The organism is Streptomyces sp. NBC_00286 (assembly GCF_036173125.1).
Lineage (GTDB): Bacteria > Actinomycetota > Actinomycetes > Streptomycetales > Streptomycetaceae > Streptomyces.
This window is the reverse complement of sequence record NZ_CP108054.1, coordinates 7,159,590-7,175,793: the sequence shown is the minus strand read 5'-3', so window position 1 is coordinate 7,175,793 and position 16,204 is coordinate 7,159,590. Positions and strand designations below refer to the sequence as shown.

At 70.3% G+C, this 16,204-nt stretch carries 14 protein-coding genes; 2 read left to right on the top strand and 12 right to left on the bottom strand.

The window, feature by feature from the left end:
- Positions 1–37: 37 nt before the first annotated feature.
- Together OHT21_RS32585 and OHT21_RS32580 are read right to left on the bottom strand one after the other, a co-directional pair.
- Positions 38–478 carry a nuclear transport factor 2 family protein gene (locus OHT21_RS32585; protein ID WP_328771843.1) on the bottom strand — a complete coding sequence of 147 codons (441 nt, stop codon included), beginning with the start codon at positions 476–478 and terminating at the stop codon, positions 38–40.
- 112 nt (positions 479–590) lie between these two features.
- Positions 591–1,061: an Lrp/AsnC family transcriptional regulator gene (locus OHT21_RS32580; protein ID WP_328771842.1), complete on the bottom strand. Its 471-nt coding sequence runs from the start codon at positions 1,059–1,061 to the stop codon at positions 591–593.
- Positions 1,062–1,162: 101 nt separating this feature from the next.
- Here OHT21_RS32580 and OHT21_RS32575 point away from each other — a divergent pair, with 101 nt between their 5' ends.
- Positions 1,163–2,554, top strand: a complete 1,392-nt coding sequence (locus tag OHT21_RS32575) for a pyridoxal phosphate-dependent decarboxylase family protein (protein ID WP_328771841.1) — start codon at positions 1,163–1,165, stop codon at positions 2,552–2,554.
- A gap of 37 nt (positions 2,555–2,591) precedes the next feature.
- Here OHT21_RS32575 and OHT21_RS32570 read toward each other — a convergent pair whose 3' ends face one another.
- The 7 genes from OHT21_RS32570 to ureA form a co-directional block, all read right to left on the bottom strand.
- Positions 2,592–5,642, bottom strand: coding sequence for an aminotransferase (locus OHT21_RS32570; RefSeq protein ID WP_328771840.1), 3,051 nt, complete (start codon positions 5,640–5,642; stop codon positions 2,592–2,594).
- A gap of 78 nt (positions 5,643–5,720) precedes the next feature.
- Positions 5,721–6,161, bottom strand: a complete 441-nt coding sequence (locus OHT21_RS32565) for an Lrp/AsnC family transcriptional regulator (RefSeq protein WP_328771839.1) — start codon at positions 6,159–6,161, stop codon at positions 5,721–5,723.
- Positions 6,162–6,346: 185 nt separating this feature from the next.
- Complete coding sequence (locus OHT21_RS32560; RefSeq protein ID WP_328774306.1) at positions 6,347–6,892, bottom strand: TetR/AcrR family transcriptional regulator; 546 nt, start codon at positions 6,890–6,892, stop codon at positions 6,347–6,349.
- Positions 6,893–6,945: 53 nt separating this feature from the next.
- Positions 6,946–7,446: a hypothetical protein gene (locus tag OHT21_RS32555; RefSeq protein WP_328771838.1), complete on the bottom strand. Its 501-nt coding sequence runs from the start codon at positions 7,444–7,446 to the stop codon at positions 6,946–6,948.
- Positions 7,447–7,455: 9 nt separating this feature from the next.
- Positions 7,456–8,499, bottom strand: coding sequence for an agmatine deiminase family protein (locus OHT21_RS32550; RefSeq protein WP_328771837.1), 1,044 nt, complete (start codon positions 8,497–8,499; stop codon positions 7,456–7,458).
- A 25-nt stretch (positions 8,500–8,524) separates the two neighbouring features.
- Complete coding sequence (locus tag OHT21_RS32545; RefSeq protein WP_328771836.1) at positions 8,525–10,237, bottom strand: urease subunit alpha; 1,713 nt, start codon at positions 10,235–10,237, stop codon at positions 8,525–8,527.
- On the bottom strand, positions 10,234–10,938 hold the full coding sequence (ureA, locus tag OHT21_RS32540) for an urease subunit gamma (RefSeq protein WP_328771835.1): 705 nt from the start codon (positions 10,936–10,938) through the stop codon (positions 10,234–10,236). Before ureA ends, OHT21_RS32545 begins: the two co-directional genes overlap by 4 nt.
- Before the next feature lie 431 nt (positions 10,939–11,369).
- On the opposite strand from ureA, the gene OHT21_RS32535 reads away from it, so the two are divergent.
- The gene (locus OHT21_RS32535) at positions 11,370–12,251 is read left to right on the top strand and encodes a hypothetical protein (protein WP_328771834.1); all 882 of its coding nucleotides are present in this window, start codon (positions 11,370–11,372) and stop codon (positions 12,249–12,251) included.
- Between the two features lie 293 nt (positions 12,252–12,544).
- Here the strand turns inward: OHT21_RS32535 and OHT21_RS32530 are convergent, their stop codons facing one another.
- From OHT21_RS32530 to OHT21_RS32520, 3 genes are all read right to left on the bottom strand, one after another.
- Positions 12,545–14,191: a glycoside hydrolase family 13 protein gene (locus tag OHT21_RS32530; RefSeq protein WP_328771833.1), complete on the bottom strand. Its 1,647-nt coding sequence runs from the start codon at positions 14,189–14,191 to the stop codon at positions 12,545–12,547.
- A gap of 68 nt (positions 14,192–14,259) precedes the next feature.
- A complete protein-coding gene (locus OHT21_RS32525; RefSeq protein ID WP_281399426.1) occupies positions 14,260–15,129 on the bottom strand; it encodes a carbohydrate ABC transporter permease in 870 nt (289 codons plus the stop codon).
- The gene (locus tag OHT21_RS32520; RefSeq protein ID WP_328771832.1) at positions 15,126–16,199 is read right to left on the bottom strand and encodes a carbohydrate ABC transporter permease; all 1,074 of its coding nucleotides are present in this window, start codon (positions 16,197–16,199) and stop codon (positions 15,126–15,128) included. The genes OHT21_RS32525 and OHT21_RS32520 overlap by 4 nt, the downstream gene beginning before the upstream one ends.
- Positions 16,200–16,204: the final 5 nt, after the last annotated feature.

Below are 16,204 nucleotides of genomic sequence, written 5' to 3'. Positions count from 1 at the left end.
AAGGGTTCGCGGCGCCCAGCGCGGGCCTACCGCTGGATCACTCCGAACCGGCCGGCGTCGTCTGGGTCAGCACGCAGACCCAGCGCCCGCGGCGGCGAACGTACACGTCGGTCGTCCACTCATCGGCGTTGTACCGCTCGCCGCCGTAGTGCGCCGTGTTCGTCACGCGCGCCGACCAGACCGCCGTGTCGCCGTAGACCCGCACCCTGGCCGGGCCCACGCGCTCCATCGCCGAATGCGAGAGTGTGCCGGAGCGCACCAGCGACAGCAGCTTGTCCCGGCCGTCGATGCCGGTCGGCGCGACCATGCACCACTCCTCCGCCATGAACTCCGCCATCGCGTCGGCGTCGTCGGCGACGACCGCCGCGGCCCAGGCGTCGGCCACGCGCTCGATCTCCCGCAGGTCCGCCTCGGTCCCGTACTCCTCGGTCCCGTACTCCTCGGTCCCGTACTCCTCGGTCCCGTATTCCTCGGTCATCGGGCACCTCCTCGTCCCGACTGTGAGTCACCATTGTGCGGGGTCGGTGCCGGCGAGTCCCGTCCGCTCCAGAGGTCGGGACCTCTATGCAGCTCGAGTCACCCGCTCGGTGTCAGGGGCCGGCGTGTCGTTCCAGTAGGGACCGGACGCCGAAGGGCTGCACCTCGAGCAGGACGATGGTGGTGTTGGACCGGACGACCCCAGGGGCTTCCAGCAGCAGGTTCGTGATGCGGTGCAGGTCTTCGGTGTCGCGGGCGACCACGCGGGCGAGCAGGTCGCCGTCGCCGGTGGTGACGAGCAACTCGACCACCTCGGGAATGCGCAGGATCGCGTCGCGGGTGGACTGCCCCACGCGCTGGCTGATCGACATCGTGATGAGTGCCAGCAGCGGATAGCCGAGAGCCTCGGGTGCCACGCGCCGGCTGTGCTCCCTGAGTTGACCGCCTTCTTCCAGTCGCTTCAGACGCGCCTGCACGGTGTTGCGGGCCAGACCGAGCCGCTCGGCCAGGGCAACCGTCGTGGCTCGTGGGTCCGCGTCGAGCGCCAGGAGGATCTTGGCGTCGAGGGCGTCGACGTTTCGCATGGTGCTCAGTATGGCACAGCGCGAACGTGCCACATTGAGCATTCTGCTCATAATCCCTGCCGCATATTGCGCATTCCGATACACCTTCCTAGGTTCATGCCATGCAAAAAGCGCAATGCGACAACACGTCAACGACCAGCGCCGCCCGTGTGGACCGCCGGGTATGGGGTGACGAGGACGAGATCGTGGCGGCCGCCCTCGACTACGCGCGGCGGCGCATCACGCAGGCTCCGGATCCGGTGACCGGCGCCCGCCCCGCCGCCGACCTCGCCCTCGCGGCCCGTACGGCCATCACCCCCTGGGGAATCGGCGGCGCCGCGGCCCTCGAACTCTTCGACCGAGTCCTGGCACCTGCGACCCGCGCCCAGAACGGACCGACGAACCTCGCGTACATCCCCGCGGCCCCCACCCGTGCCGCACTCGCCTTCGACGCGGTCACCGGCGCGGCGAACATCTTCGCGGGCCTCTGGGAGGCGGGAGCCGGCGCCATTCACGCCGAGAACGAGGCGCTGGCCTGGCTCACCCAGTTGCTCGGATGGCCCGGCACCGCAGCGGGATGCTTCGTCAGCGGCGGCACCATGGGCAACCTCTCGGCTCTCATCACGGCCCGCGCCGCTGCCGCCGCGTCCCGGCCCCGGCCGACGGACGGCTGGAAGATCGTGTGTGCCGACAGCGCCCACTCCTCGATCAGGTCCGCGGCACAGGCGATGGACATCGAAGTCGTCACCGCACCCGTGGACCAGCGGGGACACCTCACCGGCGCCGCCGTGAACGCGGTCCTGAACTCCACGAGCGGCGTGTTCGCCGTGGCGGCGACCGCCGGGACCACCAATGCCGGTCTCATCGACGACCTCGATGACATCGCCGACGCGTGCGAACGCCACCAGGTGTGGCTGCACATCGACGGCGCCTACGGCGGAGCGGGCCTGGCGGCACCCAGTGTGCGGCACCTCTACTCCGGCATCGAACGGGCCGACAGCTTCATCGTCGATCCCCACAAGTGGCTCTTCGCCCCGTACGACTGCTGCGCACTGCTCTACCGGGACCCCGCGGCGGCACGCGCCGCGCACAGTCAGTCGGCGCACTATCTCGACGCCATCGACCGCGACGTCCACAATCCGTCGGACCTGGCCCTCCACCTCAGTCGCCGCGCCCGCGGTCTGCCGCTCTGGTTCAGCCTGGCCGTCCACGGAACCGAGCGGTACGCGCGTGCCGTGGAGCAGACGCTGACCACCAGCCGACTGGTCGCCGACGCCATACGCGTCAGTGACCATCTACGCCTGGCGATCGAGCCCGAGCTGTCCGTCGTCCTCTTCGAACGCCCTGGCTGGGGCCCGCAGGACTACGCGTCATGGTCCGCCCGTACCGCCGAAACGGGCGCCATGCTGTGCGTGCCGACGCAGTGGAACGGCGCAACGGTGCTGCGCATGGCCTTCGTCAACCCGGACACCCGTGCCGACGACATCATCGGCACGCTCCGCACACTCCGCTAGTGAGTGCAGGTCGAGTGACCTGCGCCGTGGTGCGGCGTCAGCGGGAGTGGCCGAGTTGGGTGAGGGCCAGGTCGAGCGTGTCGGCGAAGAAGTCGGCTGCGGTGGTGTCGATGCACAGCGGTGGCTTGATCTTGAGGATGTTGAGGTGGTCGCCGGTGGGCTGGACGATCACGCCGAGGTCGAGCATGCGGTCGCAGAGTTCGGCGGTTTCTTCTGTGGCGGGTTCCAGGCCGACGTGGTCCCGTACGAGTTCGAGGCCGAGGTAGAGGCCCGAGCCGTGGACGGCGCCGATGATGCCGTAGCGCTCGGCCAGTGCCTCGAGCCGGCTTTTCAGGCGGCCGCCGACGCGCGCCGCGTTGCCCTGGAGGTCTTCGTCGCGCAGGGCGTCCAGGACGGTGAGGCCCACGATGCTGGAGACGGGGCTGCCGCCGGTGGAGGAGAAGAAGTAGCCCTGGTCGCGGTACCGGTCCGCGACCGCCTTCGACGTGATGACGGCGCCGAGGGGGTGTCCGTTGCCCATGGCCTTGGCGACACAGACGATGTCGGGGACGACCTGCTGCTGCTCGAAGCCCCAGAACCAGTGTCCCAGGCGGCCGTATCCGACCTGGACCTCGTCGGCGACGGCCAGGCCGCCGTGACGCCGTACCGCCGCGTACACCTGGGCGAGATAGCCGTCGGGAAGGGCGACTCCTCCGGCGTTGCCGTAGAAGGTCTCGCCGATGAACGCTCCCGGCGGGCGGCCGGCCGCGGCCAGTTCGTCGATCACCGCGACGGCCTCGGGTGCGTAGCGCACGGCGTCCGGCCCGCGGTGGCGGCCGCGGTAGGAGTTGGGCGAGTCCACGGTGTGCACCCAACTCGGGCGGGTGGCCAGGGCGTTCGGGTTGTCCTGGAGCGAGGTGGAGACCGCGTCGGAGGCGTACGTCCAGCCGTGGTACGCCTCGCGCAGCGCGACGACGTCCTGCCGGCCAGAGGCCCCGATGGCCAGGCGAAGGCCCAGATCCACCGCTTCCGAACCGGAGTTGACGAGGAACACCGTGTCGAGAGGTTCGGGGAGGAGGGCGGCCAGGCGCTCGGTGAACTCCACCACGGAGGCGTAGTGGAAGCGCGAGTTGGTGTTGAGCCGCCGCAACTGCCGGGAGACCGCTTGCTCGACGCGGGGGTGGGCGTGGCCGAGTGGGGTGACGTTGTTGACGATGTCGAGGTACGACCGGCCGTCGGTGGACAGCAGATGGTGGCGCCAACCACGTTCGATACGCGGAGGATTGGCGTAGTAGTGCTCCTGCACGGTGGCGAACGCGGCGTCCCGCCGGTCGAGCAGGTCCCTCTCGCGCGTACGGTCGGAGTCGGCCGGGATGCCGAGGAGCGGGGCGGGGTCGGCGGTGAGCGCGAGCCAGCCGGCGGCGTACTCGGGACGGACCAGGCGCGGGACAGCGGGGCCGTCGGCGTCGCGCAAGGCGACGTGGACCGAGGCACCGGAGCCGAGGTGGGTGATGTCCTCGCCCGCCTGCACCGTCGCGCCGGTGGTGACCCGGGGCTGGACCGCGCGGGGGAAGGACAGCGTCAGCGTCTGCGCGCCGTAGGTGAGTTCCACGTGGCCCGGCGCTGCGGCGAGGACCTTCCCCGCGGCGGGCGCCTGCACCACGGCATCCCGGCCGAGCCAGAGGTCGATCCCGGTGGGCACCGTGGCGGTGGACACCGCCGACAGCGCCGGTGTCCGAGTGAGTCGCGCATGGGCGTACCGGGTCGCGACGGCGGCCGCTCCGTCCGCGAGCGCGGAGGCCACCAGCCGGGACTCGGTGCCGGCGTCCAGCCAGGCTCCGTGGTCCATGGAATCGGCGTCGGTGGACAGGTCGAGGAGGGTGATGTCGTCGGCGGCGAGGTCCCGCAGGAGAGGGCGCACCGGCGCATCGGCCTGCGCGGTCCGGGCGGTCCGGGCGGTCCGGGCGGTCCGGGCGGTCCGGGCGGTCCGGGCGGTCTGAGCGGTCCGGGCGGTCTGAGCGGTCTGAGCAAGCATGTCGGCCATGCCGGTCGCGTCCCTGATGAGGCGGGTCATCACCGGGAGGGGCAGCCAGGTGGCCTGTTCGAATATGCGCCATTCGCGGTCGAGGGCGGCCTTGGCGTAGACGTTGTCCTCGTCGACGGCGGCCTGCTGCCGCCCGCTGGCCACCAGGACGGCGGCGCGCAGGACCACGATCGGCCACACCGCCTCGGCTTCCTCGGCGGAGAGCGGCCGAACGGCGTGGAAGGCGCGGACGGCCGGCAGCACGTGGTGAGGCTCGACACCGTCGTGGTGGAGCATCGAGGACAGTGACACGGCGAGTTCGCCGACCGCCCAGCTCGTGGTCACGTCACCGAAGTCGATGACCCCGTCCGGCATGGGCGGACGGCTGTCGGGACGGCGGATCAGATTGTCGTCGGTGAGGTCCAGGTGCACGGCCTGCGACGGCAGTGTGGCGGCGAGCTTCTGGACATACGCCCAGGCCTCGGCGGTCGCGGCCAGGACGGCGGTGCGCCGGTCGGGTTCGTCGATGTGCCCGGCGAGCTTGGCGACGACGCGATCGGCGTGCTGCGGGTCCCACTGGAGTACGCGGTCGAGGCCCGGGTGCCGGAAATCGCGCAGGGCGGTGCTGACCTTTGCGACGAGCGTGCCCATGCCCGCCACGCTGCCGGCGGACAGGTGCCGTGGTCCCGAGAGCGTGCCGCCGGGCAGGTAGCGCAGCAGGCGCGCGACGGCCGGACCGTCCTCGGTGTCCACCGTCGTGCGCCGCGGGGAGCCGTCAGGGCTGCGCACGACCGTGGCGATACGCAGTTCCGGGCGGGCCGAGGCGATCAGGTCGGCCGCCGCGTCCTGGGCGTCGATCTCCACCGTGCCGAAGGCGGGGTTGGCGATCTTCAGAATCGCCGCGGGTGTCCCGTCAACGGAGTGCAGCAGGAAGTTGGCGTCCTGCTGGCTGCCCAGCGCCTGCGCGCGAGCGGTGATGCCGAGATGTTCGGCAGCGATGAGCTCAGCCTCGGTCGGCGTCATGCGGGGTGCGGGAAGGGCGTCCTCGGTGAAGAAGTCGATCGTGCGGTGCTCGTCGGGCAGCATGCGGGTTCCTCGGCTGGTGCGGGCAACAGGGGGCTGGTGCGGGCGAACAGGGCTCGGACGCTCCGACGCTCGGATGCCTCAGTCGACGTGCCACAAGAAGCGGTGCGTGTGGATCGCGAAGTAGGGGAAGCTCTCCACGGATGCGACACCCTCGACGGGCCGCACGACGTCGTTGATGAAGTCCAGAAGATCCCGGGGCTGAGGGCACACCACCTCCGCGAACAGGTCGAAGGCGCCGGCCGTCAGGACCGTGTACACGACCTCGTCGTGCCGGGACAGTTCATCGGCGACCGCCCGGGAATCGCCGTCGGTGCGCAAGCCCAGGAGTGCCATCGTCTGCCGGCCCATCGTCATCGGGTCGGTCACTCCGACGACCTGGACCGCCTTGGTGTCGATCAGCCGCTGTAGCCGGAGCCGCGCGGCCGAGGGTGACAACCCCACCTTCGGTCCCAGATCGGCGTACGGGATCCGGCCGTCGACCTGCAGCTCCCGCAGGATGGCCCGGTCGATGTCGTCCATGCAGCACCTCTCCCTCCTGCGTGAACGGCAGACGTTGCGCTTGTTTCAAGCACGATGCCGGACCTGCGTGCTCGATTCAAGTGTGGGGACGATGGAATCGAGCGAGTCGGGGGTGTACGCGCTCCCGTGCGCGCTCGAGAGTCCTGACGTTGCGTGAAGTGCTGCGTAGAAACCCGGAAGTGGACTCAGGAGTCCGCGAGGAGGCCGTCGTCCAGGAACTCCCGTACGTGGCGCAGGACTTGGACCCGGTCCGTGCCCCGCAGCCCGATCGCCACATGCACGGAGAACCCGTCGAGCAACGCCCGCAGCCGGGCGGCGAAACGGTCCGGGTCGACCGGCCGGAACTCGCCCCTCGACACCCCCTCCGCCAGCAGTGCCACCAGGTCGCGGTGCCAGGCGCCCTCGATCGCTGCCTGGCGGTCGCGGGCCGCGTCGTCGGCGTTCTGCGAGCGGTTCCAGACCTCCAGCCACAGCGTCCAGTGCGGGTCCCGGTGGCCGTCGGGCACGTACAGGTCGACGTACGCGTCAAGCCGCTCACGGGCGGACGTGGTGCGGGTCAGCAGCCGGCCGCGCTCGGCGCCGAGCCGGCCCTCGCTCCACTCCAGGGTCTGCAGCAGCAGCTCGTCCTTGGAGTGGAAGTAGTAGAGGAGATGGCCGCTGCTCATCCCGACCTCGCGGCCGAGCGCCGCCATCGTGAGCTTCTCCAGACCGCGCTCGGCGATCATGTCCATGGCGGCGGCGAGTACGTCCTCGCGGGGCGGGGCGGGGGTGCGCCGGCGGGTGGTCACTCGGCGGCCTCAGCCCGTACGGCGTCGGGCAGGAAGTGGATCTCGTACGGGACGTAGCAGTCGCTGAACAGGGTCGCGACCACCGCGCCGCAGCTGCCGCACACCTGGTTGGGCCCGTCCTGGCCAGCTACCCCGCAGCAGCCGGCCTCCGACAACTCGGGGTTGCGGGACAGCCGCCCGTCGGTGTCCTCCGGGTGTGTCACCAGGGTGTCGCGCGGCCCGGCGGACATCAGGCACCCGTCGCCGTCGGGGTCCGACATGGACAGCCCTGGGATCGCCGCTCCCTCCCACTCGGGATCCGGATGCGGCACGAAAGGCGCCCCGGACGGCTCCGGATCCACGGCGTACGTGCCGCGCGGCACCGTCGGCGGGGCGTGCCGGGAGCCGTCCGGGCCCGGCAGCCCGTCGAAATAGGGGCGCTCCGGCAGCTCGGACAGCCGGCGCAGCGGTTCGGTGAGGGGATGGCCGCAGGCCGTGCAGAGCAGCAGTACGTTCACCCGTACGTTCTACCTGACCACGACCTTCGGCTGCTGCTGAGTAATGCAGTGGATGCCGCCGCCGCCCGCGAAGATCGGCCGCGCGTCCACCAGTGTCACCGTCCGCTGCGGGAACAGCCGGCGGAAGATGTCGGCCGCGGTCTCGTCCCGGGGGTTGTCGAAGCCGCACAGGACGACGCCGCCGTTGCAGAGATAGTGGTTGATGTAGGAGTAGTCGGCCCAGTGGCCGTCGGTCTCCAGGACGGTCGGGGCGGGTACCTCGACGACTTCCAGGCGGCGGCCGCGCGCGTCGGTCTGCGCCTTCAACAGGCCGACGACCTCCTGTGTCACCTCGTGGTCGGGGTGGGCCGGGTCCGGCTGCACATGGGCCACGACCACACCGGGCCGGGCGAACGCGGCGACGATGTCCACATGGCCGAGCGTGCCGAAGCCGTCGTAGTCGCCGGTGAGGCCGCGCGGCAGCCAGATCGCCTTGCGAGTGCCGAGATGGGCGTGGATTTCGGCCTCCACCTGCTCGCGGGTCCAGTGCGGATTGCGTTCCGGCCCGAGCTGGACCGTCTCCGTCAGCAGGACCGTGCCCTCGCCGTCGACGTGGATGGCACCGCCTTCGTTGACGAGTTCCGAGGTGTACGTCTTCGCCGAGCCCGCGAGGTCGGAGACGTACTCGGCGATCTTCGCGTCGTGCTCCCAGCGCGCCCACGCCTGGGCACCCCAGCCGTTGAACGTCCAGTCCACGGCGGCGAGTTCACCGGCATCGCTGGTGAGGAACGTAGGCCCGATGTCGCGCATCCAGGCGTCGTCGAGGTCCCGCTCGACCGTGTCGATGCCGTGCCCGAGCAGAGCGCGCGCCTCGACCGACTGTCCGGGGCCGCACACCACCGTCACCGGCTCGAAGCGGCGCACCGCGCGGGCGACCGAGGCCCAGGCGACGCGCGCGGCGGCGAGGCCCTCGGGGTCGTCGAAGGTCGGATTCGGGCCCGGCCACGCCATCCAGGTGAGCTCGTGCGGGGCCCACTCGGCGGGCATGCGGAAGCCGTCGGCGGCAGCAGACATGAAGCGTCCTTACGTCCTTACGTCCTTAGAGGAAGTACAGGCGGTTGAGGGAGACGGACTCGGCCGGTTCGGAGCGCACCGGCTCTCCGTCGAGCGTGACCAGCCCCGTGCGCTGGTCCACATCGACCGCTCCGGTACGGGAGTTGAGGCGCAGGTCGGCCGGCCCGATGCCGCGCGTGCCCCGTACGGCGACCCTGCGGCGTCGGGTCGGCATCGAGTCGTCGCCCTGGTCGACGGCCGCCTGGGCGACGAAGGCGACCGAGATGTCGGCGGGCGTGGCGCCGTGGGCCCCCAACTGCGGGCCGAGGACGAGGGGTTCGCAGGTTTCGGTGGCGGCGTTCGGGTCGCCGACCACGCCGTACGCCGGGAAGCCGGACTTGAGCACCAGCTGCGGCTTGGCGCCGAAGTACTCCGGCCGCCACAGCACGATGTCGGCGAGCTTGCCGACCTCGATCGACCCCACTTCGTGCGCGAGGCCGTGTGCGATGGCCGGGTTGATCGTCAGCTTGGCCATGTAGCGCAGGACGCGCTCGTTGTCGTGGTCCTCGTCCGGGGCGCCGAACTCGGCCTTCATCTTCCCGGCCATCGCGAACGTACGGCGGACGGTCTCGCCGGCCCGCCCCATCCCCTGCGCGTCCGACGACGTGATGCCGATGGCGCCCAGGTCGTGCAGCACGTCCTCGGCGCCCATGGTCCCGGCGCGGATGCGGTCGCGGGCCATGGCGGCGTCGCCGGGCAGGTCGGTCTTGAGGCCGTGGGCGGAGACGATCATGTCGTAGTGCTCGGCGACGGCGTCCCGGCCGAAGGGGAGGGTGGGGTTGGTGGAGGAGCCGATGACGTTCGGGACGCCGGCCATCTTCAGCACGTTCGGTACGTGTCCGCCGCCGCAGCCCTCGATGTGAAAGGCATGGATGGTGCGCCCGTCCAGGACCCTCAGTGTGTCCTCGACCGACAGACACTCGTTCAACCCGTCGCTGTGCAGGGCGACTTGGACGTCGTGTTCCTCGGCGACACGCAGGGCGGTGTCCAGGGCGCGCGTGTGGGCGCCCATGTCCTCGTGCACCTTGAAGCCGGACGCGCCGCCCTCGGCGAGCGCCTCGATCAGGGGCGCTTCGTGCGAGGACGAACCCCGGCCGAGGAAGCCGATGTTGACCGGCCACGCGTCGAAGGCGTTGAACGCGTGCCGCAGCGCCCACGGCGAGTTGACCCCGACGCCCCATACGGGCCCGAACTCCTGCCCGATGATCGTGGTGACGCCGGAGGCGAGCGAGGCTTCCATGATCCGCGGCGACAGCAGGTGGACGTGGGTGTCGACGGCTCCGGCGGTCGCGATGAGCCCCTCACCGGACACGATCGAGGTCCCGGTGCCCACCACGACGTCGACCCCGTCGAGGGTGTCGGGGTTCCCGGCCCGCCCGACCGAGCAGATCCGGCCTTCCCTGACGCCGATGGAGACCTTACGGATCCCCAGCGCCGCGTCGATCACGACGACGTTGCTGATGACCAGGTCACAGGTCTCCCGGACGGCGGCCGCCTTGAGGTGCAGCCCGTCGCGGGCGGTCTTGCCGAACCCGGCGAGGAACTCGTCGCCGTAGCGCTGGGAGTCGGACTCGACGCGGATCGTCAGGCCGGAGTCGCCCAGCCGGATCCGGTCGCCCGCGCGCGGGCCGTGGGTGGCGGCGTACTCGTACGGGCCGAGGCGGCGGGCCGCTGCGGGGTGGCCTCCTGGGCGGCTCATCGCTCGACCTCCTGATCAGGTGTCTCCGGTATGCCGAGGTAGCCGCAGGCGGCGGCGCGGCGCAGTGCCTCCTCGCGGGCGCCGGGCGCGTCCAGTGCCCCGTCGACCAGACCGGCGAACCCGATGGCGACCCGGTCGCCCCCGATGGGCACCAGCCCGACCTCGAAGCTCTCCCCCGGCCCGAACCGCACGGACGACCCGGCGGGTACGGCGAGCCGCATCCCGTAGGCCCTCTCCCGTGCGAAGTCGAGCCGCGGGTTGGCCTCGAAGAAGTGGAAGTGGGAGGTGACGGAGACCGGCACGGTGGCGGTGTTGATGACCGCCAGCCGTACGACCGCCTCGGGCTCGGCGTGCTCGGGCCCCGGCAGCAGCGCGCCCGGAGCCCGCTCACCGAGACTCCCGCCGATCGGGTCGCTCACGACCGCGAGCCGCGACCCGTCGTCGAACACCGCCTCGACGTGCACCTCGGTGACGACGTCCGCGACACCCGGCAGCACATCGTCCGGGCCGAGCACGGATCGGCCGCGCTCGACGGCCTCCACGAGCCGGACACCGTCGCGGGCGGCCTCGCAGACGGCGTCCGCGATCAAGGCGGTCGCCTCCGGCACATTGAGCCGCAGACCGCGGGCACGGCGAGCGCGAGCCAGCTCGGCAGCTCCGAAGAGCAGCAGCCGATCACGCTCCGTGGGAGTCAGCCTCATGCCGCGGGCACCTCCTCGCTTCACTCACATTAGAGCAACACTCTAAGCATGGAATGCCTGGAGGGAGAAGTACTGTCTCAACCAAACGGATGCCAACATTGCACGTCGCTCTAATCGTCTGGACACCTCGGGCGGCCGAGTGGTGGGCACCCTGGCCGGCACAGCGCCTCGCATTCGAGATCGTCGACGTTCCGGGCTGCGTCCGCAGGTAGGTCTCGATGAGATGCCTCCGACCTTTCGGTCGGGGGCATCTTGCTGCGTAACCCGCGTCGTTAAAGATCTCTAGCAGTGATAACCATCAGGGCACTCAGCGAGCAGTACTCCGAAGATCCAGAAGAAGAGGACTGGCACGCTGGACACCGCTCCCATGACGGCGAAGCGCCGGCAAGCCTGCCGTCGACGCCCGACCCTCAGAGCCACGGGGGTGCCTGATGGTGGTCGGGTTTGTCATCGTCGGTACGTTGCTGGTGGCTGTCGGGGGCTGGGTCGGGGCCCAGTTCCAGGCTGCTGCCGGGACGGCGCTGATCGCCATGGGCGCGGCGATGGTCGTCGGCGCCATCGCCCGGCACCGGGGACAGCGCGCCCTCGAGGCGCAGCAGCGAGCACACCAGCCGCTGCTCAACCCCCTGGGCGGGCCGCCGCCCGCGCCCGCGTACGAGGACGCGGGCGAACTGAGCGGCTCAATGCTGGAATTGTATGGCGGCGACCGGCCGGACCCGGGTGTTCTGGAGCGCTCATTCTCTCCCTCGCGGCCGCGTGACGGGAGCCCCGAATACCTGGCGTACACGGACGGATTTGTGGTCGCGACCGACACCGGGCGGCTCGTGATCCCCTGGGATGCCATACGAGCCGTATGGCATCGCCGGGAGTTCACCGTCCCTGGGCGGACCCTCCCCGGCGTCGGGGCACGGACCCTACCCGCCCTCTGCGAGCTGGCCCTGGAGGGCACGGAAGACCGGCTGGCGCTCAGCGGATCACCCCAGCAGGAGGAGCTGTCAGCCGTGATCGTGGACCGCACCCGCGAGCGGATCGTGCGGCGAATCCGCGAGATGTTCGACCGGGAGGGCACGGTGCGGTTGGGTGAGCTGACGCTGACGCGCGAGGGGGTGTACGACCGGGAGGGCGGGCATCTGCCGTGGGGCGGCGACTGGCGGATCGACGGGCTGCCATTCCCGACGGGCGAGGGTGAGCGCCCCTGCTACAACACGGTGTACGTACACAGCGCCGACAGACGGACGTTGGCCGCGCAGGTACCAGAGCTGACCGTGGCGACCGGGGTGCTGGAGGAACTCTCAGTCTCCCTCGCCTCCTAGGCGTCTCATAGACTGCCACGGTGACGTGCACTGCCGATCCTCGCCGTTCGGCCTGGTCGAGGGCCTGGGCTCCGAGAGTGGGAGGCCCTGGAGAGCCTTCCGCTCACAGCACTTGGCCCTGCGGGGGCAGGCCAGGTAGTAGCTCTACCTTGGTGCAGCGTTTGTTGTCCCGTGCCGTTTAACCGCGGTGGGGACGAGTCGCTGCTGGACGGCTGTTGGAGTCCCGGTCCGACGTGTTGCGACGACCCCTTGAATCCGCCGATCGCGGGGGCCGTGGCCCCATTCGAGGGACGCTACTTGGCGAGCCAGACGGCGTGTTCGGGTTCCAGCTGCCTGTCCGCGACGGAGCCGCTGGCCAGCAGGATCGCGATGTGGTCGGGCAGCTGGTACGCCTCATCCGAGAGGTTGACGACACAGAGGAAGCCGGGTTCGCGGTGGAAGGCGAGGATGCCTGCGGGGGCGTCGAGCCACGTCAGGGTGCCGTCACCGAGGGCTGGGTGGTCGCGGCGTAGGCGGAGGGCGGTGCGGTACAGCTCCAGCATCGAGGTCTCGACGCCGGTCTGTGCCTCCACACTGCGCTCACCCCAGTTGGCGGGCTGGGGCAGCCACGGCTCGGCGGAAGCGCCTGCAGGACTGAAACCGAACGGAGCCACCTGCCCGGACCAGGGGAGGGGGACGCGGCAGCCGTCGCGGCCTCGGTCGGTGTGGCCGGAGCGTTCCCAGATGGGGTCCTGGAGGACGGACTCGGGCAGCTCCTCGACTTGGGGCAGGCCGAGTTCGTCGCCCTGGTAGATGTAGGCGCCGCCGGGCAGGGCGAGCATCAGGAGGGCTGCGGCGCGGGCGCGGCGGGTGCCGAGGTCCAGGTCGACGGGGCCCTGGGGCTGGTAGCGCTCGTTGGGCACCCACCGTGCGACAGTTCTGCGAGCGTAGCGGCTGGTGTGGCGCATGACGTCATGGTTGGACAGAACCCAGGTGGCCGGTGCGCCCACCTCCCTGAGCATGGCGAGGGAGTCGTCGATGACCGCGCGGAGGTCCTTGGCGTCCCAGCTGGCCATGAGGAAGTCGAAGTTGAACGCGGTGTGCAGGCCGCCGGGGCGGACGTAGGCGGCGAGGCGTTCGGGGGTGTCGGCCCAGGTGTCGGACCAGGCTTCGGCGACGAAGGCGCGGTCGCCGTCGAACTCGTCGGCGACCTTGCGCCAGGTGCGGTAGATGTCGTGGACCTCGTCGCGGTCCCAGTGCGGGTGTGCGACGTACTCCCGGGTCTGCTCGCCCGCCGACTCGGGCCGCAGGTCGGGCAGTTCGGGGTCCTTGGCGAGTCCGTGGGCGACGTCGATGCGGAAGCCGTCGACGCCCCGGCTGAACCAGAACCGCAGGATGGACTCGAACTCGGCGTGCACGTCGGGGTGTTGCCAGTTGAGGTCGGGCTGTTCGGGGGCGTACAGGTGGAGGTACCAGTCGCCGTCGGGCAGGCGGGTCCAGGCGGGGCCGCCGAAGCAGGAGACCCAGTTGTTGGGCGGCTCGGCGCCGTCGGGGCCGCGGCCGGGCCGGAAGATGTAGCGGTCGCGTTCCGGGCTGCCGGGGCCGGCGGCCAGTGCTTCCCGGAACCAGGCGTACTGGTCGGAGGTGTGGTTCGGGACGATGTCGGGGATGACGCGGATCCCGTACTCGTGGGCTTCCTCGATGAACTGCTCGGCCTCGGCGACCGTGCCGAACAGCGGGTCGATGGCGCGGAAGTCGGCCACGTCGTAACCGCCGTCCGCCATCGGAGACTTGTACCAGGGGGTCACCCAGACGGCGTCCACGCCGAGCGACTTGAGGTACGGGAGCCGGGAGCGCAGACCTGCGATGTCGCCGACTCCGTCGCCGTTCCCGTCGGCGAAGCTGCGGATGTAGACCTGGTAGATGACGGCACTGCGCCACCAGGGCGTGGTGGGGGACATGGGGCTGAAGGATCCTTTGTGAGTGGGGGAAATACGGCGACCGGTGGTTACCCGGCCACGCCTGGGGACTACTTGGCCGCGCCCGCGGTGAGTCCGGCGACGATGCGGCGCTGGAAGAGGAGCACCATGATCACCAGGGGGATGGTGACCAGGACGCCCGCGGCCATCTGGCTGCCGAAGGGGACGTCGAACTGGGTGGCGCCGGCGAACTTGGAGATGGCGACCGGCGCGGTCTGGATGCTGGGCCGGTTGGTCATCGACAGGGCGATGAGGAACTCGTTCCAGGCGGCGATGAAGGTGATGATCGCGGTGGTGAAGATGCCCGGTGCGGCGAGCGGAACGATGATCTTGCGGAATGCCTGGCCGCGGGTGCAGCCGTCGATCATGGCGGCCTGTTCCAGTTCGTCGGGCATCTGCCGGAAGAACGTGGTCAGGTTCCACACCGCCAGCGGCAGGGCGAAGGACATGCTCGGCACGATCATCGCCTGGTAGGTGTTGATCCAGCCGATGTCGGTGAACAGCTTCAGCAGCGGGACCACGATCGACACCACCGGGAACATCGAGGTGGCGATGATCAGGGTGAGGATCAGCCGCTTGAAGCGGAACTCCAGCCGGGCCATGGCGTAGGCGGTGAACGTGGCCAGCAGCAACGCCAGGACGGTGGTGATGCCGGAGACGATCAGGCTGTTGAGCAGGGCGCGGCCGAAGCCCTGGGAGGGGTCGAACACCGCCCGGTAGTTGTCGAACGACACCGGGGAGGGCAGCAGTGTGGTGTCGAAGATGTCGGAGGTGCGGCGCAGGCTGGAGACCAGCATCCAGTAGAAGGGGGCCAGGCAGTAGGCCACGACCAGGGCAACTCCCGCGTACACCAGCCAGGTTCGCCACTTCGCCGGGGTGGTCATGGTCGTCTTGGTGGTCGTGTTCGCTGTAGTGGTCATGCTGGCACCTCCGCACCGCCGGGCGCCGGGGCGCGCCGGAGCCTGCCCTTGCGCTTGGACTTGCGTGCGGTGCCGGCGCCGTCTCCGACGACGTCCGCGCCCAGCAGTCGTACGAATCCCAGGGCGATGAGGAAGACGTAGAGGAAGAGGATCACCGCGTAGGCGGCGGCCGGTCCGAAGCGGACGTTGGACGCCTCGTTCTGCGCGAGCATGGACAGGGTTTCCACCGAGTTCTTCTGGGCGCCGACGAGGAGGTAGGGCAGGTCGAACATCCGCAGTGCGTCCAGGCAGCGGAAGAGGACCGCCACCAGCAGGGCGGGCTTCACCAGCGGCAGGGTGATGTGCCAGAACTGGCGCACGGGGCTCGCCCCGTCCATGCGGGCCGCCTCGTAGACCTCCTTGCCGATCACCTGCAGGCCGGCCAGGACGAGCAGCCCGATGAAGGGGGCGGTTTTCCACACCTCGGCGATGATGACGGCGATCTTGGCGTGGAAGCCCTCGGTGGTCCACAGGACCTGGTGGCCGATCAGCGCGTTGGCGATGCCGTCGCTGTTGAAGATCCACCGCCACAGCAGGCCAGAGATGGCCGTGGGAACCGCCCAGGGGATGAGGATGCTGGCCCGCACCAGGGCGCGGCCCTGGAACGCCTTGTGCATGATCAGCGCCATGGCGACACCGATCACCGTCTCCAGTCCCACCGTGACGACGGTGAAGAAGGTGGTGTTCCAGAAGGCGTTCCAGAACCGGTCGCCGGCCTCGCCGAAGATGTCGGCGTAGTTCTGCAGTCCGACGAACGGCTCGGTGTCGCTGATGAAGCCGGTGTCCGGGTCCAGTCCCTTGGCCCCGTACAGCGATTCCCGCAGGGCCATGATCGTCGGGTAGAGCACGACGACGGTCAGCACCAGCAGGGTCGGGGACACCAGCAGGGCCGCCATCCGGCCGGAGCCTGCAGTTGCCCGTTTCTGCCTGCCTCGGGGGTTCACCGGCGCGGCGGGCCGTCTGGTGCGGCGGTCTGCCGCACCAGACGGCCGTGCCGCGGCCGTGTCGGGTGGGGTCTTGGCGTCCACCACGGCCT